This is a genomic window from Nocardioides sp. Root140, assembly GCF_001426745.1.
Lineage (GTDB): Bacteria > Actinomycetota > Actinomycetes > Propionibacteriales > Nocardioidaceae > Nocardioides.
Genome location: NZ_LMFI01000001.1, coordinates 449,174 through 472,962, shown reverse-complemented (window position 1 = coordinate 472,962; position 23,789 = coordinate 449,174). Strand labels below are relative to the sequence as shown.

Genomic DNA, 23,789 nt, shown 5'->3' with positions numbered 1-23,789 from the left:
CTTCCCTGCGCTGACGTTGTTGCCGCCGCCAGCATGCCACCGGGAAGATCGACTCAAACGCGCTCCACTGATGCGGTTGGGACTCAGCCGACCAGCGACTTCGCCGGTACGCCGACCGCGGGCTGGCGCACCAGGGTGCCGAGCGTCCGCACGTCCCATCCGGCGGCCAGCCAGGGCTCCGGGTCGAGGGTGTTGCGGGCGTCGATGAGCACGCTCCCCCGGGCCGCCTGGCGCAGCCGGGCCGGGTCGAGGTCGCGGAACTCCGCCCAGTCGGTCAGGTGCAGCACGACGTCGGCCTTGCGGCAGGCGGCCACCGCGTTGGCGGCGTACCGCAGCTCCGGGGCCACCGAACGTGCGGGCACGGCCGCCTGCGGGTCGTAGACCGTCACCCACGCACCGGCCTGGTGGAGCCGGCGGGCCACGTCGAGGGCGGGCGAGTCGCGGACATCGTCGGAGAGCGGCTTGAACGAGGCACCCAGCACGGCCACCCGGCCGAAGGCCCGGCCGTCCACGTTCCGCAGCACCGAGAGCGCCTCGTCGACCACGCGGTCGCGGCGCCGGCCGTTGATCGCCTCGACCCCGTGCAGGAACTCCACGGACCGGCCCGACCCCAGCTCCTCGGCGCGGGCCACCAGGGCACGCACGTCCTTCGGCAGGCAGCCTCCGCCGTAGCCGAGCCCGGCACCGAGGAACTTGCGACCGATGCGGTCGTCGTGGCCGAGCGCATCGGCCAGTGACGTGACGTCCGCACCGGTCAGCTCACACAGCTCCGCCATCGCGTTGATGAAGGAGATCTTCGTGGCCAGGAAAGCGTTCGCCGACACCTTCACCAGCTCGGCGGTCGGCAGGTTGCTCACCACCACGGGCGAGCCCTCCGCGATCGCGGCGGCATAGACCTTGCGCAGTGCCCACTCGGCACCGGGCGCGTTGATGCCGAAGACCAGCCGGTTGGGGTGCAGTGTGTCGTGCACGGCGTGGCCCTCGCGGAGGAACTCCGGGTTCCAGGCCAGCTCCACGTCCTTCGCCCCGAGGGCCTCGATGCGATCGAGCAGCGCCTCGGCGGTGCCCACCGGCACGGTCGACTTGCCGACGATCAACGCCGGCCGCTCGAGGGCCGGGACCAGTCCGTCGACCACGGCGTGCAGGTAGCTCAGGTCGGCCGCACCGTTGGCGCCCTGTGGTGTGCCGACGCAGACGAAGTGGATGTCGGCGAACCGGGCAGCCTCCTCGAGAGAGGTCGTGAAGCGCAGGCGCCCGGAGGCGACGTGCTTGCTGAGGAGCTCCGGAAGTCCGGGCTCGAAGAAGGGGACCTGGCCGGTGGCGAGGGCGCGGACCTTGGCGGCGTCGGTGTCGACACCGATCACCTCGAAGCCGAGCTCGGCCATGCCTGCGGCGTGGGTGGCCCCGAGATAGCCGGTGCCGATGACGGAGATGCGTGTGCTCACGGTGTCCTCCTCAACAGTTCTGCTTCAACTGGCCACGCCGAGTCGGCGTGTGCCCTGACTGGCTGGATTGCTGGTCTTGGTCCCGCGGAGCCCGGTCTCCCTGATGACCTCGCGGTAGTGCCCGACGAGTGCTTCGTTGACCGCCCACCAGGAGCGCCCCTCGACGCTGCGTCGTGCGGTCGACTGCATGCGCCGACGCAGCATCGGGTCCTCGACCAGCCGCTCGACGTACGACCTGAGGTCGGCGCCGCTGCCGGGCTCGTAGAGGAACCCTGCGCCGTCGGCGACCACGTCGATCGGCCCACCGGAACGCGGCGCCACGACGGGGACGCCGGAGGCCAGCGCCTCCTGCGCCGCCTGGCAGTAGGTCTCGTGGCGACCGGTGTGCACGAAGACGTCGAGCGAGGCGTACGCCGAGGCAAGCTCCTCGCCGTGCAGGAGTCCCAGGAAGCTGGCGTCTGGCAGCAGTCGCCGGAGGTTCTGCTCCTCCGGCCCGCCGCCGACGATGACCAGCCTGATCCCCTCGATGTCCAGCAGGTGGGTGAGTAGGTCGAGCTCCTTCTCGGGGGCCAGCCGGCCGATGTAGCCGACCAGCAGGTCGTCGCCGATCCGCTGCCGCAGCTGCGCCGATCGCCGTCGCGGGTCGAAGAGCTCGAGGTCGACGCCGCGCGGCCACAGGGCCAGCCCGGGCACACCCATCAGCTCGAGCTGGCGCAGGCTGGCACTCGACGGCGCCAGCGTGCGGCCCACCCCGACGTGGATCTTGCGGGTCAGCGCGGTCATCGCTCGCGCTCCGCCCGGCACGTCGTACTGCGCGGCGAAGCCGACCAGGTCGGTCTGGTAGATCGCCACGGAGGGGATCCCGAGGTCGTCGGCGGCGCGTGCCGCCTGGTAGCCGAGCGTGGCCGGCGACGCGATGTGCACGACGTCGGGGCGGAACCGCTCCATCGCGTGGCGGAGCCGGCGACGTGACTCGAGGCCGATCCGGAACTCCTTGTAGAACGGCAACCTGGCCCCCCGCACCCGGGTCACCGGGAAGCCGGCGTACGTCGCCGGGCCGGTCGGTGCGATCAGCTCGGCGTCATGTCCCTGCGCGGCGAGGTGCTCGAGCACGCGACGTACGGAGTTGGTGACCCCGTTGATCTGGGGCAGGAACGACTCCGCCACGACGAGCACGCGGAGGCGGCCTGTCGTGGCGGGGAGTTCGTGAAGGTTGGTCACTACCGGTGGGTCGGCAGGCCTGCGTCGGTGGCGCATCGTGTCCCCTTCGAATCGGGTGCAACCTCTGATTCGAAGGTAGGGACGACGCCGGAACGGACACGGAGTTCGGGATGGACGACACGTGAACCCGTGCCCAACGTCGACCCGTCGTGAGTTGCCATCGACCCGTCGCCAGTTCTCCCCAGCGGGGACGAATTCACGACAGGTCGACCAAAACTGGCGACGGGTCGACTACTCCACGGCGGCGAGCTGGCCGCAGGCTCCGTCGATGTCGCTGCCGCGGGTGTCGCGCACGGTGGTGGGGATGCCCTTGGCCTCGAGGCGGCGCACGAACTCGCGCTCGTCGGCGGGGTCGGAGGCGGTCCACTTGGAGCCGGGGGTCGGGTTCAGCGGGATCAGGTTGACGTGCACCCAGCCCCAGTCGCCGTACGAGTTGAGCACGTCGCCGAGCAGGTCGGCGCGCCACGCCTGGTCGTTGATGCCGCGCATCATGGCGTATTCGATCGAGACCCGACGCTTGGTGACGGCCGCGTAGTTCCACGCGGCCTCGACGGTCTCGGCGACCGAGAAACGGGTGTTGATCGGCACCAGCTCGTTGCGGAGCTCGTCGTCGGGCGCATGGAGCGAGAGCGCCAGCGTGACCGGAATGCCCTCCTCGGCCAGCTGCTTCATGCGCGGCACGAGGCCGACCGTGGAGACGGTGATGTGGCGCGCGGACATGCCCAGCCCGGCGGGAGACGGATCGACGAAGCGGCGCACGGCGGCGATCATCGCCTTGTAGTTGGCCATCGGCTCGCCCATGCCCATGAAGACCACGTTGGAGACCCGACCGGGGCCACCGGCGACCTCGCCACGCTGGAGCGCGCGGGCACCGGCAACGACCTGCTCGACGATCTCGGCGGTCGACATGTTGCGCTGGAGACCGCCCTGGCCGGTGGCGCAGAACGGGCAGGCCATGCCGCAGCCGGCCTGGCTGGAGACACACATGGTGACCCGGCCGGGATAGCGCATCAGCACGGACTCGACCAGGGCGCCGTCGAAGAGCTTCCAGAGCGTCTTGACGGTGGCGCCCTTGTCGGCCTCGAGCGTGCGGAGCGGGGTCATCAGGCTGGGCAGCAGGGTGGAGACGAGCTCGTCGCGCTGCCCGGCCGGCAGGTCGGTCATCTCGGCGGGGTCGTCGACCAGCCGGGAGAAGTAGTGGTTGGACAGCTGCTTGGCGCGGAAGCCGGGCAGACCGGCTTCGGTGAGCAGGTCCTTGCGGCCGGCCTCGTCGAGGTCGGCAAGGTGCCGCGGGGGCTTCTTGCGTCCGCGGGGTTCGTCGAAGACGAGGGGCAGGGTCTTGATCGGCTCACTCATGACCGACCCAGTGTCCCACCCAAGGTCACTTCACGGTGAATCCCAGACCCGAGTCACCCTTGGTGAGCGTCAGCCGGTCCGCCTCGACCGTGTAGCCCACGGTCCCGTTCAGCACCTTGGTGAACGCGGCCTCCACCTGCTGGCGCGCAGGATCCACACAGGCCATCTTCGTGGTCATCAGCGGCCCGACCCGGAGGGTCGCGGTGCCGACCTTCACCGATCCCCCGCCGGTGTTGCAGCCCGTGTCGACCTGGAGCGTGCCGTCACTGGTGAGGGTGAGACTCGCAGTCGTGCCCTGCGGCACGGAGCTCACCGTCTGGCCGTCGATCAGTGAGTCCAGCTGCCAGGTCGTGCCTGCCAGCGTGGTGTCCTCGACCTTCGGCGCTCCTTCGAGGACGAACGCGGCGTCGTCGGTGGTGAGGCGAAGCCCGTCTTCCGGCTCGACCTCGATCGACTTCACGAGCTGCTCGCTCAGCCAGGCCTCCTGCTCCATCCGCGGGCCACCGCAGCCCATCATCGTGCCGCCCAGTCCGTAGATCCTGAGGGTGCCGTCGGCGTACCGGTAGGTGCCGAACAGCCCGTTGCACCCGGTGGCCACGGTGACCCGTTCGTCGGTGAACTCGAAGGTGACCGTGGTGCCGGGCGCGAGGTCGCGGGGTTGTCCGTCCTGTTCCATCGCGGTGACCACCCAGGAGCCGCTGAGCGATGACTCACCGGACGACTGGCCGGGCGTTTGGCTGGGTGTTTGGCTGGCGGACTGGTCGGACGACTGGTCCACGCCCTCCGAGTCGTTCTCCGTGCCACACCCTGTGACGACCAGGAGAAACCCCACCAACAACACCGTCAACCTGCTCATCGCGTCACCTTTTCGCCGTGTTTCCGAGACCCTCGCACCGGGCATGGATGGGACGGGTCGGACGCGCCGACGGTTCCGCTCTCGAAAGGCACACCATGCAGCTCCACGTACGTCGAGGCCTGGCGGCCACGCTCGTCTGCACCGCCCTGCTCGCCCATGCTGCCTGCGACGACTCGTCCGACGACGCCGGAACCTCCAGCTCGTCGGCCGCCTCCCCCGACGACGACACCACCTCGACGGACCCGACCGAGTCGACGGACCCGACGGATCCGACCGGCACTCCACCCGACGGCCTCACCGAGCTGCCGCTCACCACCGACGCCCAGCAGCCGGGAACGGCACCGATGTGGGCCTTCCCCGTGGTGGTCAAGGGCTGGACGTTCACCACCCGCGACCAGAAGGGCGTCAACCAGCTCACCCGCAACGGCAGCGACGCGCTGTTCACGTCGTACCAGCTGAAGGAGGCCGGATCGAACTCCAGCGACGCGGCCGACTCCAAGGCCTGGTTGGTGAAGTACCACGCTGAGCTGTCCCAGAACTCCCAGATCTCGAAGGTCAGCACGCCGACGTACGGCACCGCGTTGCTGCAGACCGACCACGGCACGGTCGAGTTCGTGAAGCAGGACCTGACCTACGTCACCGCCGCGGGCGTGAAGTACCGATCGCGGTTCGTCGCCCGCTCGCTCGGCACCTACCTGATCGCCGTGCAGTACGGCGCACCCGAGGGCCAGTGGAGCGAGTCGGAGTGGCAGAGGCTGATCAGCTCGGGCCTCAAGGTCGTCCTGGGCTGGTGACCGGGACGACGATGACGTCGGGCATGGCCAGTGCCGCCCAGCGTTCCAGGTCGGGCGCCTGACCCGAGAGTGCGGCGACGACCAGCGTCCACGCGGTGCCGTGCCCGACCAGCACGACGTCCTGGTCGTGGTGCACGTCCAGCACTCGGCGTACGGCGGGGACGACACGGTCCCGGCAGGCGGCCAGCGGCTCCCACCCGTCGTACGCCGCCACGCCGGGGGCGTCGAAGGCCGCAGAAACCACCGCCTCGAAGTCGTCGATCCAGTCGGTGTTCTCACGCACGTGCTCGCGAAGCTCGTCAATGACGCCGACCTGTCCGTCGGTCAACAGCTGCGCCGTCTCGGTCGCCTTCGGCTCGGGAGAGCTGAACCACGCCGCCCGCGCCGGCAACGCGTCGCGCAGCGCCCACACGGCATCGAAGCCCGTGGGGTCGAGCGACCACGCGTGCGCGGGCACGCCGGCCACCGGCAAGGGACGCCCGTGACGGACCAGGAACAGGGTCATCGACCTCGCCGCCTCACGCCGGGTCCGAGAGCATGCTGGCCACCAGCGAGATGCCGCCGACGACCACCACGACCAGGATCGCGATGCCCAGCAGGGATCCGACGATGAACCTGACCGCATCGGCGCGTCGGCGCGGGAGCAGCAGGAAGGGTGCGGCAACCAGGATCGGCAGCCCCAACAGGGCCAGGAGCAGCGGATCGCTCCAGACGATGCCCAGCCGACCGCCGATCACGTAGCCCAGCAACACGATCACCGGCCCGCCGAGCGCACCGCCCTCGAGCGACATGGCGCGGCTGGCGTTGTCGCTCAATCGGTCGACTAGTTGAAGACCAGGTAGTGCAGGAGCAGCCAGATCGGGGCGATGGTGGCCAGCAGGGAGTCGAGTCGGTCCATCAGGCCGCCGTGGCCGGGGATGATCTGCGACATGTCCTTGATGCCGAGGTCGCGCTTCATCACCGATTCGCACAGGTCGCCCAGAGTGGCCATCACGACTGCGATCGCGCCGAGGATCACGCCGACCCACCAGTCGCCCTCGAGCAGGTGGACGACCAGGGCGACGCCGGCGGCGACACACGCGATGAACGAGCCGGCGAAGCCCTCCCACGACTTCTTGGGAGAGATCACCGGGGCCATCGGGTGCTTGCCGAAGAGCACCCCGGCGACGTACCCGCCGATGTCGGAAGCGACCGTCATGAGGATGAACGTGAGGATCCCCTTGACCCCGTCGTCCCAACGCTCGAAGCCGGTGGCGCCGCCCTCGGCGAGCATGAGTGCCACGAACGAGCCGAGGAACGGCACGTAGATCAGCGTGAAGACGGACGCCGTGGCGTTCTTGACGTAGCCGTCGACGCCGCGGCGCAGCAGCCACAGCATGATCACCAGGGCGGAGACTGCCGTGGCCGTGACCAGCGCCGGGGCGCCCCAGAAGTAGGCGACGACGACCATCACGATGCCGCCCACCATCAGGGGTTGCTCGGGCAGGTCGATGTCGTGGGTGAGCAGCCCGCGCCGGAGCTCCCACACGGCCACCACGACAGCGACCGCGACGATGACCATGAACGCGGTCTTCCAGAACGCGAGCGACAGGGCGATGGCCCCCAGCAGCACGACCGCGGAGGCGATCGAGGCGGGGAGGTTTCGTCCGGCGCGGCCGTAGTCCTTCTTGGGCGCGGCGGGTGGCGTGGCAGCAGTCATCAGGGGGTGCTCAGACCTCGAGCAGCTCGGCTTCCTTGTTCTTGAGCATGTCGTCGATCGCGTCGGTGTGCTTCTTGGTGGAGGCGTCGAGCTTCTTCTCGGCACCGGTGACGTCGTCCTTGCCGACCTCGCCGTCCTTCTCGAGCTTCTCCAGCGACTGCTTGGCCGTGCGGCGCACGTTGCGCACCGAGACCCGGCCGTCCTCGGCCTTCGCCTTGGCGATCTTGATGTACTCCTTGCGGCGCTCCTCGGTCAGCTCGGGGAAGACGCAGCGGAGCGTCTTGCCGTCGTTGGCCGGGTTGACGCCGAGGTCGGAGTCGCGGATCGACCGCTCGATGGCACCGATGGCGCTCATGTCGAAGGGTGCGATCAGGATCGTGCGGGCGTCCTGCGAGGTGAACGAGGCCAGCTGCTGCAGCGGCGTCGGCGTGCCGTAGTAGTCGGCGACCAGCTTGCTGAACATGCTGGGGTTCGCCCGGCCGGCGCGGATCGCTGCGAACTCCTCGCGGGTCGCCTCCACCGACTTGCCCATCTTCTGGTCGGCTTCTGACAGGACCTGGTTGATCACGGTTTCTCCTAGTTCGCTACGGATGTGGCTGGTGGTCGTCGTACGGCGGTCGGCACCGCTGGGTCAGCTGTCCGCGCTCACGAGCGTGCCAATCTTCTCACCCTGGACGACGCGAAGGATGTTGCCCTCGGGCTCCATCCCGAAGACCACCATCGGCAGTTTGTTCTCTCCACACAGCGCAAAGGCGGTCTGGTCCATGATGCGCAGGCCCCGGCTGATGGCGTCGGAGTAGGTCACGCTGTCGAGCTTCGTGGCAGTCGGGTCGACGTTCGGGTCGGCGGTGTAGACACCGTCGACGCCGTTCTTGGCGACCAGCACGACGTCGCACTTGCTCTCCAGCGCACGCTGCACGGCGACCGTGTCGGTGGAGAAGAACGGCATGCCCATGCCGGCGCCGAAGATGACCACGCGGCCCTTCTCCATGTGACGGATGGCGCGGCGCGGGATGTACGGCTCGGCGACCTGGCCCATGGTGATGGCGGTCTGCACGCGGGTGTCGATGCCTTCCTTCTCGAGGAAGTCCTGGAGCGCCAGGCAGTTCATCACGATGCCGAGCATGCCCATGTAGTCGGCGCGCACGCGGTCCATGCCACGCTGCTGGAGCTCCGCTCCCCGGAAGAAGTTGCCTCCACCGGTCACGACCGCGATCTGCGTTCCCGCACGCACGACGGCGGCGATCTCGGCCGCCACCTTCTGCACCACGTCGGGGTCGACACCGACCTGGCCACCACCGAAGACCTCACCGGAGAGCTTGAGCAGGACTCGCTTGTACGGCGTCACGGAGGCATTCCCTTCGAGGAGGTCGATCGTCGTCATGCAACCTACTTGAGTGTCGGTGTCCCGGTCGAACCCGACGGGCCGCTCCGAGACGAGGTTCCACGTGATCCGCAATGCATTCAGGGGCGGTACGACGCGTTCGTCGTACCGCCCCTGAACGGGTGGAGCTGTGTGGACCTGGGGTCAGGCGCCGACCTCGAAGCGGGCGAAGCGCTTCACGGTGGTGTTGGAAGCGTCGAGGACGGCCTTGACCGTCTTCTTGCTCTCGACGACCGACTCCTGCTCGAGCAGGACGATCTCCTTGAAGAAGCCGCCGATGCGGCCTTCGACGATCTTGGCGACGGCAGCCTCGGGCTTGCCCTCCTCGATCGTCTTCTTCTGCAGGACGTCGCGCTCGGCGGCGACGATGTCGGCCGGCACCTCGTCACGCGTGAGGTACTGCGCCTTGAGCGCGGCAACCTGCATCGCGGCAGCCTTGGCAGCGGCCTCGTCGCCTTCGTACTCGACCAGGACGCCCACGGCGGGCGGCAGGTCGGCGGCACGCTTGTGCAGGTAGACCGTGACCGGGCCGTCGAAGTAGGCGACGTTGCCGAGCTCGATCTTCTCGCCGATGGTGATGGCGAGGCTCTCGACGACCTCGCCGACGGTCTTGCCGTCCAGCTCGACCGCCTTGAGGGCCTCGGTGTCGGCGGCCTTGGCGGCGTCAGCAGCCTCGGCGATGCGCTGGGCGGTGGCGATGAACTCTTCGTTCTTGGCGACGAAGTCGGTCTCGCTCTTCAGCTCGACGAGGGCGCCACCGGAGCTGGCGACCAGGCCGGCGGAGGCCTCGCGCTCGGCGCCACGGGCAGCAGCCTTGGCGGCACCCTTGACCCGGAGCAGCTCGACGGCCTTGTCGAAGTCACCGTCGGCCTCGTCGAGCGCCTTCTTGCAGTCCATCATGCCGGCGCTGGTGAGCTCGCGGAGCCGCTTGACGTCGGCTGCGGAGAAGTTAGCCATGATCCTTCTTCCTCGAAGTCGGCGGCCGCGCCCGCGTTGGGCGCGGCCGCCGGTGAAGCGAATGCGTACGGCTCAGGCCTCGCGGCCCGGGTCGTCAGGCCTTGTCGTCAGCCTTCTCGTCTGCCTTGTGCTCGGCGTTGACGAAGCCAGCGGCCTCGGCAGCCTCAGCGGTCTTGAACCAGACCTCGGCGATGGTGCGGCCGTACCAGGGGCTCGTCGGCGCGTGGAACTTCATCGAGTCCTTGTTGCCCTTGATCTCGAAGCCCTCGGGAGCCGAGCCGTCCTCGTTGGCCGGAGCCGAGTCGGCACCGAACTCACCGGCGGGGACGTCGGCCAGCGGCTTGACCTCGGCGGGAGCCTCGACAGCGGCCTCGGCGACGGCAGCGGCCGCGGGGGCCTCCGCAGCGGCACCGGTGGCCTCGGCGGCCGGGGTGTCGGTGGCGTCGCCACCGGTGGCCTCGGCGGCCGTCTTGGCGGCGTCACCCTCGAGGAGCTCGCGCTCCCACTCGGCCAGCGGCTCCTCGGCAGTGCCCTCGGACTTGCCACCGGAGCGGGCGATGAGGCCCTCGGCGACGGCGTCGGCGACCACGCGGGTCAGCAGGCCGACAGCGCGGATCGCGTCGTCGTTGCCCGGGATCGGGAAGTCGACCAGGTCGGGGTCGCAGTTGGAGTCGAGGATGCCGATGATCGGGATGCGCAGCTTGCGCGCCTCCTCGACAGCCAGGTGCTCCTTGTTCGTGTCGACGATCCACACGGCGGACGGCGTACGCGTCATCTCGCGGATGCCACCGAGGGTCTTGTCGAGCTTGGTGCGCTCCCGCTTCATCTGAAGCAGTTCCTTCTTGGTGCGGTTGGAGCCCGCGACGTCGTCGAAGTCGATCTCGTCGAGCTCCTTGAGGCGGTTGATCCGCTGGTGCACCGTCTGGAAGTTGGTGAGCATGCCGCCGAGCCAACGCTGGTTGACGTAGGGCATGCCGACGCGGGTCGCCTGCTCGGCGATGGCCTCCTGGGCCTGCTTCTTGGTGCCGACGAACATCACGACGCCGCCCTTGGCGACCGTCTCCTTGATGAAGGCGTACGAGCGGTCGATGTAGGCCAGCGACTGCTGCAGGTCGATGATGTAGATGCCGTTGCGCTCGGTCATGATGAAGCGCTTCATCTTCGGGTTCCAGCGACGGGTCTGGTGTCCGAAGTGGACGCCGCTCTCGAGGAGCTGGCGCATGGTGACGACTGCCATGTTTCTACTTTCTGATGGTGTGGCCTGCGCACCGTTGGTGCCTGCCTTGCTCCCGGCCGGTGATCGGCGTCGGAGAGGCGGGCCAGCGTGCGGACCAGCGTTGTTTTCAGTTCCACAGCCGACGGGTGCCGACTGCCCTGACGCCGCGCGGCGAACCAATCCGGCCGGGGCCGGAACTGAGGTACGTCGCCCACGGGTGGTCGTACCCCGGGAGGTACGTCGTGGTCTGCGAGCGTGCGAAGTCAATCCACGGATGGATTGCGGTGACCAGACTAGTTGATGAGGGCCGAACCCCACCAATCGCCGACCCGTCGTGAGTTCGCCGGGACTCGGCCCCCTCTCGACCGGTTTCCGCGCACATGCGATCCGGCGCCTCACTTCTCCACAGGTCGCGTCCTCTGACGCTCGGCGAACCGGGCTGACGGGCATCCTGATCGACATGCGAATCCGACTCCTCCTCCTCCCCCTGCTGCTGACCCCCCAGCTGCTGGGACTCGGTGTGGGCATCGGGTCCGCTGTGGCGGGTGACGACCCCCAAGGGGTCTGGCCACTCGCTCCTCGCCCCGCCGTCGTGACCGGATTCGACCCCCCGGACACGCGGTGGGGACGAGGCCATCGTGGCGTCGACCTCGCCGGCTCTCCGGGGCAGGTCGTGCGCTCCGCGCTCCCCGGCTCCGTGTCGTTCACCGGCGTGATCGCCGGCCGCTCGGTCGTCGTGGTGTCCCACGGCGACACCCGCACGACGTACGAACCCGTGGTGCCCACGGCTCGCGTCGGCACCGCTGTCGGGGCCGGCACGCCGATCGGCCGCCTCGAGGCACGCGGTTCGCACTGCCTGCCCTCGGCCTGCCTGCACTGGGGCTGGATCCGCAACGTCGACGACGTCTACCTCGACCCACTCGACCTCGTCGACTCGCAGCGGGTGCGGCTGCTGCCGTTCGACGGGCTCGCGGTCCCGCTCCTCTCCGGCATCCCGGGCCGTGGCTCGATCGACCACCGCGCCCCGACGACGGGCGGCATCCTCGGGTTGCTCGGCCAAGCCTGAGTTGCCCGTCAGGCCCTCGGGTGGGCCTGTGCGTACGCCGCCCGCAGGCGCTCGCTGGTCACGTGCGTGTAGATCTGCGTGGTCGCCATCGACGAGTGACCGAGCAGCTCCTGGACCGTGCGCAGGTCGGCTCCGCCCTCGAGCAGGTGGGTGGCCGCCGTGTGCCGCAGCCCGTGCGGCCCGATGTCGGGAGCGCCCGGCACCTCGCGGATCCGTTTGTGCACCAGGGTGCGCACCGCACGCTGGTCGATCCGCTTGCCCCGCGCACCGAGGAACAGTGCCGGTCCTGCACCCTCAACACGTAGGTGCGGTCGCCCGTGGTCCAGCCATCGTTTGAGCGCCCTGGACGCGGGACCACCGAACGGCACCATGCGCTCCTTGCGGCCCTTGCCGAGCACACGGGCGACGTTGCGATCGAAGTCGAGGTCGTCGACGTCGAGGCCGCACAGCTCCCCCACCCGCATGCCGGTGGCGTACATCAGCTCCAGCATCGCCACGTCGCGGATGCCGACCGGGCTGCCGTCATCGGCGAGCGCGGCCGCCTGCTCGACGAGCTCACGGGCTTCGTCTGCCCGGAGCACGTCCGGCAGCGGCCGATGCGCCTTCGGCGAGGCGAGCAGCTTCCCGGCATCGGTGAGCGAGCGTCCGGTCCGCGCGAGCCAGGCCGTGAAGACCCGGGCTGCGGTTGCCCGCCTGGCGATCGTGGTGCGTGACTTCCCGACGGTCTGCTGCTTGGCCAGCCAGCTGCGCAGGCTTCTGAGATCAAGACTTGAGGCGTCATCGTGGCCGAGTCGATGGGCGTGGTCGAGCATGGACGAGACGTCGCCCATGTAGGCACGCACGGTGTGCGGCGTCAGGTCGCGTTCAGAGACGAGATGGCGCTCGTAGTCGGCCAGGACCCGCATCATCGCCTCGGGCAGGACCTCGTTCGCGGCCTCGTCTGGCTCGGGCGCCGGCTCTTCCGGCCGCCCGGCTCGATCCGGCTCGCCGCCTTGGTCCTCCACATCGCCGAGCATAGGTGCGCAGTGGCCCCACATTGCGCAGGCGCGAAGCAAGCCGGAAGCGTCGAACGCCCGCCTGTGGAGAACAGTTCAGCGTTCACGGGCGGCCTCCGTGAGCGTCCATCCGCCCAGACCGCGGGAGACCAGTCCTCCGGACTCGAGCTTGCACAAGGCCCTGGCCACGTCGACCAGCGCGATACCCGCCGTGCGCGCGATGGAGGCCGCGCCGGCCGGGGTGACGACCGGGACCGCCTCGAGCACCTGGGCCTCCCGGGAGCGCAGCCTGTCGCGGCGCCGCTCGGGGCCTCGTGGCTCCTCGAAGAGGTACTCCCCTGCGGGCTTCACCAGCTCGAGCACCTCCGAGCCCTGGGTGACCAGCTCGGCGGCCCCGGTGCGGATGAGCTGGTGGGCGCCCTGGGACTGCGCACTGGTCACCGGGCCGGGCACCGCCATCAAGGGCCGGTTCAGCCGGGTTGCCCAGTTGGCCGTGTTCAACGCGCCCGAGCGCACGGCTGCCTCCACGACGACGGTGCCCCGGGTCAGTCCCGCGATCAGGCGGTTCCTGGCCAGGAACCTCGACCGCATCGGCGAGCATCCGGGCGCCAGCTCGGAGACGACGGCACCGTGCTCGGCGAGATAGTCGATCAGGCTCGCATGGGCGGCCGGGTAGGCGCGGTCGACACCGCAGGCGAGCACCGCGACGGTGCGACCGCCAGCGGACAACGCCCCACGGTGCGCCGCCTGGTCGATACCGAACGCAGCACCGGAGACCACGCACGTGCCGGTGGCGGCAACCTCGGCGGAGATGCCGCCGGCCATCTCGGCGCCGTACGTCGTGGCGCTGCGTGAGCCGACCACGCCGACCGAGTCGGCGATCTCGTCGAGCCGCAACGGCCCCTTCACCCAGAGGCCGAGCGGCGCACCCGTGCGGTCCTGAACCACCTCGCACGAGCCCAGGTCGTCGACCTGGACCGGCCACTCGTCGTCACCGGGCACGATGTATCTGATGCCGAGTCGCCGGGCCCGCTCGAGGTCGCCCACCGGATCGAGGTCGGCAAGTCGCACCGCGAGATCACTCAGCAGTCCGTCGGGACCGCGGTCGTTCATCAGCGCGTCGTGCAACGTGGCAGGGCCCATCTCGTCGACGAGGTGGCGGATGCGGACGTCTCCCGGTTCGGCCAGCTGGCCCAGGGCGATGCGCGCCAACCGCTCGTCATGCGCGGCGGTCATCCGGCCGCTCGTCCGGACAGGGCGGACAGGGCCAGTGGCTGGCCGGTGCGCAGTGCCAGGGCGGTCTCCACCTCGGGGAGTCCGGGTTGCTCGACCCCGGCCAGGTCCGCGACCGTCCAGGCCAGGCGATGCACCCGGGTGCCACCGCGTCGGGTGATCTCTCCCCCATAGATCGCCTCGTCGAGTCGGGTGGCTGCCTCGTCGGTCAACGGCCAGCGATCGCGGAGCACGGGGCCCGGAGCCTGTCCGTTGATGCGCCAGGAGAGTCCGGCGTACCGCTCGGTCTGGACGCGCCGCGCCGCGGTGACCCGCGCGCGGATCGAGGAGGAGCTCTCCGGCCTGTTCAGCGGGTCGCGGCCGGCCGACTTCGGAACCGGCCTGACGTGACGCGTGATGTCGATGCGGTCCATCACCGGGCCCTCGAGCTTGAGCCGGTAGTCACGCCGGACGACCTCCTTGCACTTGCACGAGTCGCTCACCGGGTCGGACGAGTAGTTGCCGCACCGGCACGGGTTGCAGGCCAGCACGAACATGCCCCGGGCGGGGTACGTCGCGGTCTCCTCGCCGCGGGCGATGGTCACCTCGCCCGACTCGAGTGGCTGGCGGAGCGCCTCGATGATGTCGTTGTTGAACAAGGGGAACTCGTCGAGGAAGAGCACGCCGTGGTGGGCGCGGCTGATCTCACCGGGACGCACCCGACCGGTGCCGCCGCCGAGCAGGCTGACCCTGGAGGCCGAGTGGTGTGGCGCGAAGAACGGCCGCTTGGTGATCAGCCCCTGGCCGCCGTCGAGCACTCCGGAGAGCGACAGGATCGCGGTCAGCTCGAGGGCCTCGTCGAGCGCGAGGTCGGGAAGGATGCCGGGGATGCGCTCGGCGAGCGAGGTCTTTCCGGCGCCCTTCGGACCGGTCAGCATCAGGTGGTGCCCGCCGGCCGCGGCCACCTCCATCGCGTAGCGGGCGTCGTCCATGCCGATGATGTCGGCCATGTCGACCTCGTCGAGGCGGTGGTCGCCCTGCCAGGTGAGCAGGTTGCCGGAGGTGTTGCAGTCGACCGACGGAGCGTCGGGCACCTCCAGCCCGCGCAGCTCGGCGATGACCTGGGCCAGGGAGCGGAACCCGAACACGGACATGCCGGGCACCAGTGCCGCCTCCGCGGACTGTGGCTCGGGCACGAACACCCGACGGAAGCCGCGGGCCGAGGCGGCCATGGTCATCGCAAGCACACCGGGCACCGTGCGCAGCCGTCCGTCGAGGGTGAGCTCACCGATCATCACCGTGCCCTCGAGCGCGTCGCGCAGGGTGTTCTTCGGGTCGGCGGCAGCGAGCACGCCCACCGCGATCGCGAGGTCGAAGTGGGTGCCGCGCTTGGGCAGGTCTGCGGGCGACAGCAGGATGGTCACCCGTCTCGTGGCCGGCCAGTCGAAGCCGCTGTTGGAGATCGCGGTGCGGCAGCGGTCGCGGGCCTCGTTGATCGAGGCGTCCGGGCGACCGACCAGACTGGTCACCACCACGCCTTGGGAGACGTCGACCTGGACGTCGATGAGGTGACCGATGGCCCCCTCGAGGGCGACGCAGTGGGCGGTGGCGACGGCCATCAGCAGACCCCCGCCACGTGCTCGACGGTCGGGGCACCGGCGTGCGGCGCGACGATGCCGACCAGGTCGAAGCGGACATCGACCGCGTGGACCCCGTTGGCGGCCATCCACGCCGAGGCGAGGCGGCGCATCCGGGCGAACTTCGTCGTGGTGACGGCCTCCATCGGCGACCCGTGCGAGACCGACCGGCGGGTCTTCACCTCGCAGAAGACCAGCTCGGCGCCGTCGCGCAGCACCAGGTCGATCTCTCCGTCGGGGCACCGCCAGTTGTGGTCGACCAGGATCATCCCGCGGTCGACCAGATGCCTGGCCGCGATCGCCTCGCCGTACGCACCGAGTGCCTGCTGTCGTGCTGCCCGTGAACCCATGTCGTTGACCTCCTGCGCCAAGACTGGCGGCAGCGGACGACGGCGCCGTACGGCGAGGGCTCAGCCTGTGGAGATCGTGGACGCGAACCTGCACGTGCACGAAAAGCGGGCCGAAAGCCAGCCAGGGCTTGGCGATCAGGGCCTGACGATCAGGGCTTGGGCGGCTCGAAGTCGGAAGCGGCCAGCTCTTCGACGTTCACGTCCTTGAAGGTCAGCACCTTGACGTTCTTGGCGAACCGCGCGGGGCGGTACATGTCCCACACCCACGCGTCGCTCATCGACACCTCGAAGAACACGTCGCCCGACTCCGTGCGCGCCTTCACGTCGACCGCGTTGCAGAGGTAGAAGCGGCGGTCGGTCTCGACGACGTACTTGAAGATGGAGACGACGTCGCGGTACTCGCGATAGAGGTTGAGCTCCATCTCGGTCTCGTACTTCTCGAGATCCTCGGCACTCATGAGCACTCCTCGTGGTTCGGCGGCTGCGGCGAGTCTAGGTGCTGGTTTCGAGACGGTCGCAGAGCGACCTCCTCAACCAGCGGCGTGGCGTCCTCAACCAGCGGCGTGGCGTCCTCGACCTCGGCGATGGCTGACGCGATCTCCGCAGCCGAGGCGCCGACCCCGGGCAGGTTCCACGAACGCCGGTGGTGCGCGGTCGGGCCGAGCCGAGCCAGGGCCTCGAGGTGGTCGGGGGCGGAGTAGCCCTTGTTCTCCTGCCAGCAGTACGCCGGGTAGCGCGCACCGAGCTCGACCATCTGGGCGTCACGGGCGGTCTTGGCCAGGATGCTCGCGGCCGCCACGGCCGCACAGCGCAGGTCGGCCTTGATCGCCGTCGTCACCGGAGGTACGACGACCGCGGTCGGCACCTCACCGAAGAGCCCGGGCTGCACCGGCGGCGTCAGGTAGTCGTGGTTGCCGTCCAGGAGCACCAGGTCGGGTTCGACGGAGAGCCCGGCCAGCGCCCGGTGACCGGCCATCCGCAGCGCGACCATGATGCCGAACTCGTCGATCTCGTCGGGACTGGCATGGCCCACGCTGTAGGAGACCGCCCAGCGCTGGATCTTCGGGACGAGGCGCTCACGCACCTTCGCGCTGAGCAGCTTGCTGTCCCGCACGCCCTGGGGCGCCGTACGGGTGGCCTCGGTGATCACCACCATGCCGATGGTCACCGGGCCGCAGAGGGCTCCACGGCCGACCTCGTCGGCGGCCGCGAGGTAGGTGCGGCCCTCGCGCAGGAGACTGCGTTCGAGCCGCAACGTCGGTCGGTGTGAGGCGCCCACTGCAGTCACTTCGGGTCGGGGACGTCCTCGAAGACCGCGGGACGCTTGATCCGGTGGAACCTGTCCTTGGGCCACACGAGGGCGAAGACCTTGCCGACGACGTCCTCGACGCGGACCAGGCCGCGGGTCGGCGGGCACTGCTCACGCTTCGGGTTCGCGCACATGTGGGCCGTGGAGTCGCGCGAGTTGCCGCGGTTGTCGCCCATCATCAGCAGGTAGCCGTCGGGGATGGTGACGTCGAGCTTGCAGTTGACCGGGCTCTGGGGCGCGGCGCACTCGGCGTCGCCCTTGACGTAGGCGCTCTCGTCCATCGGGTGACCGTTGATCGACAGACGCTGCTGCTTGTCGCAACACACCACGTGGTCGCCGCCGACCGCGATCACCCGCTTCACCAGGTGTCCCCCGGTCGGGTAGAGACCGACCTTGGCCATCGCCTTCGCGACGAGGTTCGTCGGGCCTTCGGAGTCCTCGGGTCCGAGCCAGCCACCCGGGTCCTTGAAGACCACCACGTCACCGCGCTGCGGCGTACCGTCGCCCCAGTAGGAGACCTTCTGCACGAGGATGCGGTCGTTGACCTTGAGCCCCGGTTCCATCGACTCCGACGGAATGTAGAAGGCCTGCACGAAGAAGGCCTTGATGATGATCGCCAGCACCAGCGCGACCCCCACCAGCAGGATTGTCTCCTGCCAGACCGGCAGCTGCTTGCGCTTCTTCTTGCCCTTGGGGGCGGTGGCGGGTGCGGTCGTCTCCGACAACGGGTTCTCCTCGTCAGGGTCCGGGGCGCTGTCGGAATGCGAAGACCGCGACGCCTGACCCTTGTCGTTTTCGGAACCAGTGGTTCCGTCCTCTTCGGGGAGGGCGTCGCGGTCTTCAGAAGTCACGCGACAGAGCCTAACCGTGCTGCGGTCAGGCCGAGTGCTCAGGCCTCGCGGCGCTCCTTGATCTTGGCAGCCTTGCCGCGCAGGTTGCGCAGGTAGTAGAGCTTGGCGCGACGGACGTCACCGCGGGTCACGATCTCGATGGACTCGAAGATCGGGGAGTTCAGCGGGAAGGTGCGCTCGACGCCGACGCCGAAGGAGACCTTGCGGACCGTGAAGGTGCGGCCGATGCCGGAGCCCTGCACGCGGATCACGACGCCCTGGAACACCTGGACGCGCGAGCGGCTGCCTTCGATGACCTTCACGTGCACCTTGATGTTGTCACCGGCGCGGAAGGCCGGGACGTCGGAGCGCAGGTTGGCCTTGGCAAGTTCGTCAATGACGTTGGTCATGTCTATCTCCTCGCGAGTGCCACAGGTCAGCCGCGGACAGTGCTGAAGTTCTTCAGCGGTGATCGATCGGGTCGGACCAGTGCGATGGCCGGCGGCGCCGATTCCCCCTGTGGCAGGAGATCTGGCGCGGACTCCCCGCGCTCACCCATCACGGGAGACTCGGAGCAGTCCTTCGGCCGACTGGGCCAAGAGAGAAGTTTGCCACAGACTCGCGCGGGTCAGAAAATCCGGACTTGCTCTGGCCGGCGCTTGGTGAGTACGACGACCCCGGGGTGGCCGTCGAGCTCTCCGCGCAGCCGGTAGCCAGCCTTCTTGTACATCCGCAGGTTCTCGGCGCTCCCGGCGCCGGTGAAGAGCGCGTACGACGTGGCACCCTCGGGCGCCAGCCCCTCGACGTACGACAGGAGCCAGCGACCCAGTCCGCGACCCTGGAGGTCGGGGGCCACCATCAGCCGGCCGACGTCCCACGCGGAGCCGTCGAGCCGTCCGCGACCGGAGGCGATCAAGCGCCCCTCCGCACGCACGACATGGGTCGTCCACCGGTCCAGGGAGGCCACGACGTCGTCGAGGCCCTCGCGCAGCGGCGGGATGTCGAGTGCGGCGTTGGCCTGCGCCTCCTGCACCCAGCAGGCCTTCTGGAGCGTGAGGATCTCGCCCGCGTCGGCACGGGTCGCGGGTCGCACCTCGAGGTCGGCAAGATCCCCCGCGTCGATCCTGTGGGAGGCGTGGAGCAGGTCGGGGCGGCGCTCCGCGGTGCGGCGTACGGCCTGTTCGTGGCGCCACGCGGCGATCTTGCCGTGGTCGCCCGACAGCAGCACGGGCGGGACGTCGAGGTCGCGCCAGGACGCCGGCTTGGTGAAGACCGGGTATTCCAGCAGTCCGTCCTCGTGGGACTCCTCGGCCAGCGACTCCGGGTTGCCCATGAAGCCCGGGATGAGGCGCACGACGGCCTCGGTGATCGCCAGCGCGGCCACCTCTCCCCCGTTGAGCACGTAGTCGCCGATGGAGATCTCGCGGACGTCGGCGCGGGTGCGGGCGTGGTCGATCACCCGCTGGTCGATGCCCTCGTAGCGGCCGCAGGCGAAGACGAGTCGTTCGTGGCCGGCCAGCTCGGCGGCCATCGCCTGGGTGAACGGCGCACCACTCGGGGTGGTGAAGACGACCGTCGCGCCGTCGATGTCGAGCGCGTCGAACGCCGCGCCCCACGGCTCGGGCTTCATCACCATGCCGGCACCGCCGCCGTAGGGGGTGTCGTCGGTGGTGTGGTGCTTGTCGGTGGTCCACTGCCGCAGGTCGTGGACGTGCAGCTCGAGCAGCCCCTTGGCCCGCGCCCTGCCCGGCAGCGAGAGCTCCAGAGGGGCCAGGTAGTCGGGAAAGATCGTGAGGACGTCGATCTGCATCAGTCGTCGTCCAGGGGCGTGACCAGGCCCGGGCGGTCGGCCACCACCACGCGCCTGCCGGCCAGGTCGACCTCGGGCACCAACGCCTTCACGAACGGGACGAGGGTGTCGCGGCGGTCCGGGGTACGGATCTGGAGGAGGTCCTGGGCGCCCCCGTGGACCAGGCCGGTGACCGTGCCCAGCACCTCACCCTCGAGGTTGTGCGCCTCGAGTCCGACCAGCTGGTGGTCGTAGAACTCGTCGGGGTCGTCGGGCGTGGCGTCCACGGGGATGGTGGCGTGGAGGACCAGTCCACGCACGGTCTCGGCAGTGTTGCGGTCGGAGACCTCGTCGAGGCCGAGCAGCAGCACACCCTGGTGCCAGCGCGACGACCTCACCGTCACCGCGCGCACCCGGCTGGCCGACCCCTTGGGCGGCTCGGCGCGCAACGTCGTACCGACGGCGAAGCGTCGTTCCGGCTCGTCGGTGCGTACGTCGATCGTCACCTCGCCGCGAATGCCGTGCGGCTTGCCGATGCGACCCACCACGAGCTCGATCTCTTCCACGCGGAGAACCTTAACGTCGGAAATGGCGACCGGGCGCATCCCCGCGAGGAGATGCGCCCGGAAGCGGTGAAGCTCTTGCTCAGCGTCGGCGGTCGACGTCCACGAAGTCGACCCGCGCGCCACCGCGACCCGCGAGGGCCGAGATGACGGTGCGGAACGCGGACGCCGTACGACCACCGCGACCGATGACCTTGCCCAGGTCGTCGGGGTGCACGCGCACCTCGAGGACCGAGCCACGGCGCATCTGCTTGTCGCGGACCGAGACGTCGTCGGGGTTGTCGACGATGCCGCGGACCAGGTGCTCGAGCGCGTCAGCCAGCATGGGACTCAGGCCTCGTCGGACTTGGTCTCGGCGGCCTCGGCCTCGTCGGCGGCGACCTCAGGGGTCTCCGACGCCGGAACCTCGGCAGCAGCCTCGGCGGCGGGCGCCTCGGCAGCGTCGTCGGCCTTGTCGGCCTTCTTCTTGTCGGCCTTCTCAGCCTTCTCGGCCTTATTGGTCACCGCGTCGCCCTTGGCTTCGCTACCGGCTTCCTTGAGCGCCTCGTTGAAGATCTCGAGCTTGTCGCGCTTGGGCTCGGCCACCTTGAGGGTGCCCTCCGCGCCCGGCAGGCCCTTGAACTTCTGCCAGTCACCGGTGATCTTGAGGATCGCGGCAACGGCCTCGGAAGGCTGCGCGCCGACACCGAGCCAGTACTGCGCCCGGTCGGAGGTCACCGAGATGAACGACGGCTCCTCCTTGGGACGGTAGGTACCGATCTCCTCGATGACCTTGCCGTCGCGCTTCTTGCGCGAGTCGACGATGACGATGCGGTATTGCGGCACACGGATCTTGCCCATGCGCTTCAAACGGATCTTGACGGACACGTTGTGGGTGTCTCCTCGACAATTGTGGTTTGGTGAACTGCCCGGGGCCGGGTGGGGACCAGGTCGGACGAATTCTGTGGATCCCGTGCGTCCGGATGAGAGGGGCCATCTGCGCAGGACTCAGCGGGAGATTCTGCCAGACATCCGTCGGGGGTTGAAATCCGGTCCACTTCGCATGCTGCATACTGCTGTTATCAAGTTGACTTACTCGTCTAACAGGGGGCTCCATGTCGATCACCACCGCAACCACCCGGCGCACCGTCCTGCGCGGGATGGCCGCCACTGGTCTCGTCGCCGCAGCTGGCACGACCGCAGCGAACGCGGGGACCGGGCCGGTCAGGGCGCGCCCCCGGGCCGATCTACCGAATGTGGTCTTCCTGTCGATCGACGACCTCGGCTGGGATGAGCTCGGAAGCTATGGCAACACGTTCAACGAGACGCCGAACATCGATCGCCTCGCCGCCGAGGGACTGCAGTTCGACAACGCGTACGCCGCCGCGCCGCTGTGCTCGCCGACCCGCGCCGCCCTGGTCACCGGCCTCTATCCGGTGCGGACCGGCATCACCGACTTCCTGCGCCAGGAGCCGGCAGCCAGCAACAAGTACCTCTCCCCCGGCATCCCCACCGTCCCCGGCGTCCTCGGCCCGCGTGGCTACGTCAGCGGCCTGGTCGGCAAGTGGCACCTGACCGAGACCTACAGCGGTGCGTACGACCAGCGGCCGGGCAACCCGTTCGCGCACGGGTTCGACGAGGTGCTCGTCTCGGAGCAGCAGTACATCGCCGACGGCGACTACTTCCACCCCTACTTCTTCATGCCCGAGCTCCCTGCCCGCGAACCGGGCGAGCACCTGACCGACCGGCTCACCACCGAGGCCGTCGAGTTCATCACCCGTCACCGCGACGATCCGTTCTTCCTGCATCTCTCCAACTACGCGGTGCACACCACCCTCCACGGCAAGCCGGAGCTCGTCGCGAAGTACGCCGCCAAGCCCGGAGCGGACCAGGCTCCGAACCGGCCGCAGCTCGCGGCGATGCTCGAGTGCGTCGACGACCAGGTGGGGCGCATCGCGGCCACGCTCGAGGAGCTCGGCCTCGCGGAGAACACCCTGTTCCTGGTCACCTCCGACAACGGCGGCCCCTACCGCGACGCGAACCGGCCCCTGCGCGGCGGCAAGGGCGAGCTCTACGAGGGCGGTATCCGGGTCCCGCTCGTCGCCCACTGGCCGGGCACGGTTGCGGCCGGTCGCCGTACGGCCCAGCTGACCAGCACCATCGACGTCCTGCCGACCGCACTCGCACTCGCCGGTGGCCGTCCGGGCGCCGAGTTCGACGGCGTCAGCCTGGCCCCCGTGCTCACCGACACGGGCGAGGTCGACCGCGGGCCGATGTTCTTGGTGTACCCCCACTTCATCGGCGCCACCCACCCGCACGCGGCCGTGCGGCACGGGCAGTTCAAGCTCGTGCAGTACCTCCGCGACGGCCGCTCCGAGCTCTACCACCTGGTGCAGGATCCGGGCGAGACCACCGACCTGAGCCGCCCGCACCCCGCCAAGGCGCGCCAGCTGCGTGCGTTGCTCGAGGCCCACATCGCCGAGGTGGACCTGTTCCCACCCACGCCGTCGGAGACGGCGTACCCGACCCTGGAGCTGGACGAGCGCTTCGACGCGGACCTGTCGCACTGGACCATGCTCCCGGTTCCGACCGGCGGCCCCGTCGGCACGGTCGGAGTCGCCGACGGACAGCTCTCGGTCAGCGCCGAGGAACTGACCCACGTCGTGCTCCGCTCGGAGGTCGCTCCCGGCTCGGACGAGGTGGCACTCGTCCTGGACACCGGCGCATTCGCCGAGGCCGGCACCCAGGACACGGTGTTCGTGGGTGTCGCGAAGGACGCCGACAACTATCTGCTGTTCCGCTACCACAACGGCCACAAGCGGGTCGGCTTCGACCTGCGCAGCAAGGGCCGGCTGGTCACCGCCGGCCAGGAGCCCCACGGCAACCTCGACGGAACCGTCGACCTCACCGGCCCGGGTGCCCGCTACGCGTTCGTGCTGCGCGGCCACGTCGCCACGGCGTACGCCGACCAGGGCTCGGGCTGGGAGTTCCTGTTCACCGCTGACACCGGCGGCGTGCTGGACCTCGGCGACCCCACGGTGCGCGCGCACTACCGCTACGCCACGAGCGTCCGGCTCGACGACGGGACGATCACGTTGGACGGAGTCACCGCGCGCCGTCGAGGCTGACGT

Annotated in this window: 26 protein-coding genes and 1 pseudogene; 3 read left to right on the top strand and 24 right to left on the bottom strand. The window is 69.5% G+C overall.

The window, feature by feature from the left end; translation table 11 throughout:
• Window positions 1-83 precede the first annotated feature (83 nt).
• From ASD30_RS02305 to ASD30_RS02290, 4 genes are all read right to left on the bottom strand, one after another.
• Window positions 84-1,445 carry a UDP-glucose dehydrogenase family protein gene (locus tag ASD30_RS02305; protein ID WP_056676372.1) on the bottom strand — a complete coding sequence of 454 codons (1,362 nt, stop codon included), beginning with the start codon at window positions 1,443-1,445 and terminating at the stop codon, window positions 84-86.
• Between the two features lie 24 nt (window positions 1,446-1,469).
• The gene (locus tag ASD30_RS02300) at window positions 1,470-2,666 is read right to left on the bottom strand and encodes a glycosyltransferase family 4 protein (protein WP_235532480.1); all 1,197 of its coding nucleotides are present in this window, start codon (window positions 2,664-2,666) and stop codon (window positions 1,470-1,472) included.
• Between the two features lie 231 nt (window positions 2,667-2,897).
• On the bottom strand, window positions 2,898-4,022 hold the full coding sequence (rlmN, locus tag ASD30_RS02295; protein ID WP_056676367.1) for a 23S rRNA (adenine(2503)-C(2))-methyltransferase RlmN: 1,125 nt from the start codon (window positions 4,020-4,022) through the stop codon (window positions 2,898-2,900).
• A 25-nt stretch (window positions 4,023-4,047) separates the two neighbouring features.
• On the bottom strand, window positions 4,048-4,878 hold the full coding sequence (locus tag ASD30_RS02290; protein ID WP_056676365.1) for an META domain-containing protein: 831 nt from the start codon (window positions 4,876-4,878) through the stop codon (window positions 4,048-4,050).
• Window positions 4,879-4,973: 95 nt separating this feature from the next.
• On the opposite strand from ASD30_RS02290, the gene ASD30_RS02285 reads away from it, so the two are divergent.
• On the top strand, window positions 4,974-5,672 hold the full coding sequence (locus tag ASD30_RS02285) for a hypothetical protein (RefSeq protein WP_056676361.1): 699 nt from the start codon (window positions 4,974-4,976) through the stop codon (window positions 5,670-5,672).
• Here ASD30_RS02285 and ASD30_RS02280 read toward each other — a convergent pair.
• The 7 genes from ASD30_RS02280 to rpsB form a co-directional block, all read right to left on the bottom strand.
• Window positions 5,650-6,177 (bottom strand): histidine phosphatase family protein, encoded by a 528-nt coding sequence (locus ASD30_RS02280; protein ID WP_056676357.1) that lies wholly within the window; start codon window positions 6,175-6,177, stop codon window positions 5,650-5,652. The genes ASD30_RS02285 and ASD30_RS02280 overlap by 23 nt on opposite strands.
• A gap of 13 nt (window positions 6,178-6,190) precedes the next feature.
• A complete protein-coding gene (locus ASD30_RS02275) occupies window positions 6,191-6,487 on the bottom strand; it encodes a hypothetical protein (protein WP_156393489.1) in 297 nt (98 codons plus the stop codon).
• Between the two features lie 8 nt (window positions 6,488-6,495).
• On the bottom strand, window positions 6,496-7,371 hold the full coding sequence (locus ASD30_RS02270; protein WP_056676352.1) for a phosphatidate cytidylyltransferase: 876 nt from the start codon (window positions 7,369-7,371) through the stop codon (window positions 6,496-6,498).
• Between the two features lie 10 nt (window positions 7,372-7,381).
• Complete coding sequence (gene frr, locus ASD30_RS02265; protein ID WP_200950049.1) at window positions 7,382-7,936, bottom strand: ribosome recycling factor; 555 nt, start codon at window positions 7,934-7,936, stop codon at window positions 7,382-7,384.
• Between the two features lie 66 nt (window positions 7,937-8,002).
• The gene (pyrH, locus tag ASD30_RS02260) at window positions 8,003-8,755 is read right to left on the bottom strand and encodes a UMP kinase (RefSeq protein WP_056679138.1); all 753 of its coding nucleotides are present in this window, start codon (window positions 8,753-8,755) and stop codon (window positions 8,003-8,005) included.
• A gap of 144 nt (window positions 8,756-8,899) precedes the next feature.
• On the bottom strand, window positions 8,900-9,712 hold the full coding sequence (gene tsf, locus ASD30_RS02255; RefSeq protein ID WP_056676346.1) for a translation elongation factor Ts: 813 nt from the start codon (window positions 9,710-9,712) through the stop codon (window positions 8,900-8,902).
• A 94-nt stretch (window positions 9,713-9,806) separates the two neighbouring features.
• Complete coding sequence (rpsB, locus tag ASD30_RS02250; RefSeq protein WP_235532479.1) at window positions 9,807-10,949, bottom strand: 30S ribosomal protein S2, sunset domain variant; 1,143 nt, start codon at window positions 10,947-10,949, stop codon at window positions 9,807-9,809.
• 439 nt (window positions 10,950-11,388) lie between these two features.
• Here rpsB and ASD30_RS02245 point away from each other — a divergent pair, with 439 nt between their 5' ends.
• Window positions 11,389-11,994, top strand: coding sequence for a peptidoglycan DD-metalloendopeptidase family protein (locus tag ASD30_RS02245; RefSeq protein WP_082563635.1), 606 nt, complete (start codon window positions 11,389-11,391; stop codon window positions 11,992-11,994).
• 8 nt (window positions 11,995-12,002) lie between these two features.
• Here ASD30_RS02245 and ASD30_RS02240 read toward each other — a convergent pair whose 3' ends face one another.
• The 13 genes and pseudogenes from ASD30_RS02240 to rpsP all read right to left on the bottom strand — a co-directional run bounded on the left by ASD30_RS02240 (window position 12,003) and on the right by rpsP (window position 21,546).
• A complete protein-coding gene (locus ASD30_RS02240) occupies window positions 12,003-12,902 on the bottom strand; it encodes a tyrosine recombinase XerC (protein WP_056679135.1) in 900 nt (299 codons plus the stop codon).
• A gap of 183 nt (window positions 12,903-13,085) precedes the next feature.
• A complete protein-coding gene (gene dprA, locus ASD30_RS02235; protein WP_056676343.1) occupies window positions 13,086-14,225 on the bottom strand; it encodes a DNA-processing protein DprA in 1,140 nt (379 codons plus the stop codon).
• Window positions 14,222-15,820: a YifB family Mg chelatase-like AAA ATPase gene (locus ASD30_RS02230; RefSeq protein WP_056676338.1), complete on the bottom strand. Its 1,599-nt coding sequence runs from the start codon at window positions 15,818-15,820 to the stop codon at window positions 14,222-14,224. Before ASD30_RS02230 ends, dprA begins: the two co-directional genes overlap by 4 nt.
• Complete coding sequence (locus tag ASD30_RS02225; RefSeq protein WP_056676331.1) at window positions 15,820-16,188, bottom strand: YraN family protein; 369 nt, start codon at window positions 16,186-16,188, stop codon at window positions 15,820-15,822. Before ASD30_RS02225 ends, ASD30_RS02230 begins: the two co-directional genes overlap by 1 nt.
• Before the next feature lie 149 nt (window positions 16,189-16,337).
• Window positions 16,338-16,646, bottom strand: a complete 309-nt coding sequence (locus ASD30_RS02220) for a DUF2469 domain-containing protein (protein ID WP_056676328.1) — start codon at window positions 16,644-16,646, stop codon at window positions 16,338-16,340.
• Window positions 16,643-17,467 carry a ribonuclease HII gene (locus ASD30_RS02215; RefSeq protein WP_156393488.1) on the bottom strand — a complete coding sequence of 275 codons (825 nt, stop codon included), beginning with the start codon at window positions 17,465-17,467 and terminating at the stop codon, window positions 16,643-16,645. Before ASD30_RS02215 ends, ASD30_RS02220 begins: the two co-directional genes overlap by 4 nt.
• Window positions 17,468-17,472: 5 nt before the next feature.
• Window positions 17,473-18,348, bottom strand: a complete 876-nt coding sequence (lepB, locus tag ASD30_RS02210; RefSeq protein WP_082563500.1) for a signal peptidase I — start codon at window positions 18,346-18,348, stop codon at window positions 17,473-17,475.
• A gap of 38 nt (window positions 18,349-18,386) precedes the next feature.
• Window positions 18,387-18,737: a 50S ribosomal protein L19 gene (rplS, locus tag ASD30_RS02205; protein ID WP_056676326.1), complete on the bottom strand. Its 351-nt coding sequence runs from the start codon at window positions 18,735-18,737 to the stop codon at window positions 18,387-18,389.
• 218 nt (window positions 18,738-18,955) lie between these two features.
• Window positions 18,956-19,294, bottom strand: coding sequence for a GNAT family N-acetyltransferase (locus ASD30_RS27380; protein ID WP_327152719.1), 339 nt, complete (start codon window positions 19,292-19,294; stop codon window positions 18,956-18,958).
• Window positions 19,295-19,441: 147 nt separating this feature from the next.
• A pseudogene (trmD, locus tag ASD30_RS27375) lies at window positions 19,442-20,137 on the bottom strand (tRNA (guanosine(37)-N1)-methyltransferase TrmD); the annotation flags it as partial.
• The gene (gene rimM / locus ASD30_RS02195; protein ID WP_235530019.1) at window positions 20,137-20,682 is read right to left on the bottom strand and encodes a ribosome maturation factor RimM; all 546 of its coding nucleotides are present in this window, start codon (window positions 20,680-20,682) and stop codon (window positions 20,137-20,139) included. The gene rimM and the pseudogene trmD, both read right to left, overlap by 1 nt.
• Window positions 20,683-20,761: 79 nt before the next feature.
• Window positions 20,762-21,004, bottom strand: coding sequence for an RNA-binding protein (locus ASD30_RS02190; RefSeq protein WP_056676322.1), 243 nt, complete (start codon window positions 21,002-21,004; stop codon window positions 20,762-20,764).
• Between the two features lie 5 nt (window positions 21,005-21,009).
• Window positions 21,010-21,546 (bottom strand): 30S ribosomal protein S16, encoded by a 537-nt coding sequence (gene rpsP / locus ASD30_RS02185; protein ID WP_056676321.1) that lies wholly within the window; start codon window positions 21,544-21,546, stop codon window positions 21,010-21,012.
• Window positions 21,547-21,773: 227 nt separating this feature from the next.
• On the opposite strand from rpsP, the gene ASD30_RS02180 reads away from it, so the two are divergent.
• On the top strand, window positions 21,774-23,786 hold the full coding sequence (locus ASD30_RS02180) for a sulfatase (RefSeq protein WP_056676320.1): 2,013 nt from the start codon (window positions 21,774-21,776) through the stop codon (window positions 23,784-23,786).
• Window positions 23,787-23,789: the final 3 nt, after the last annotated feature.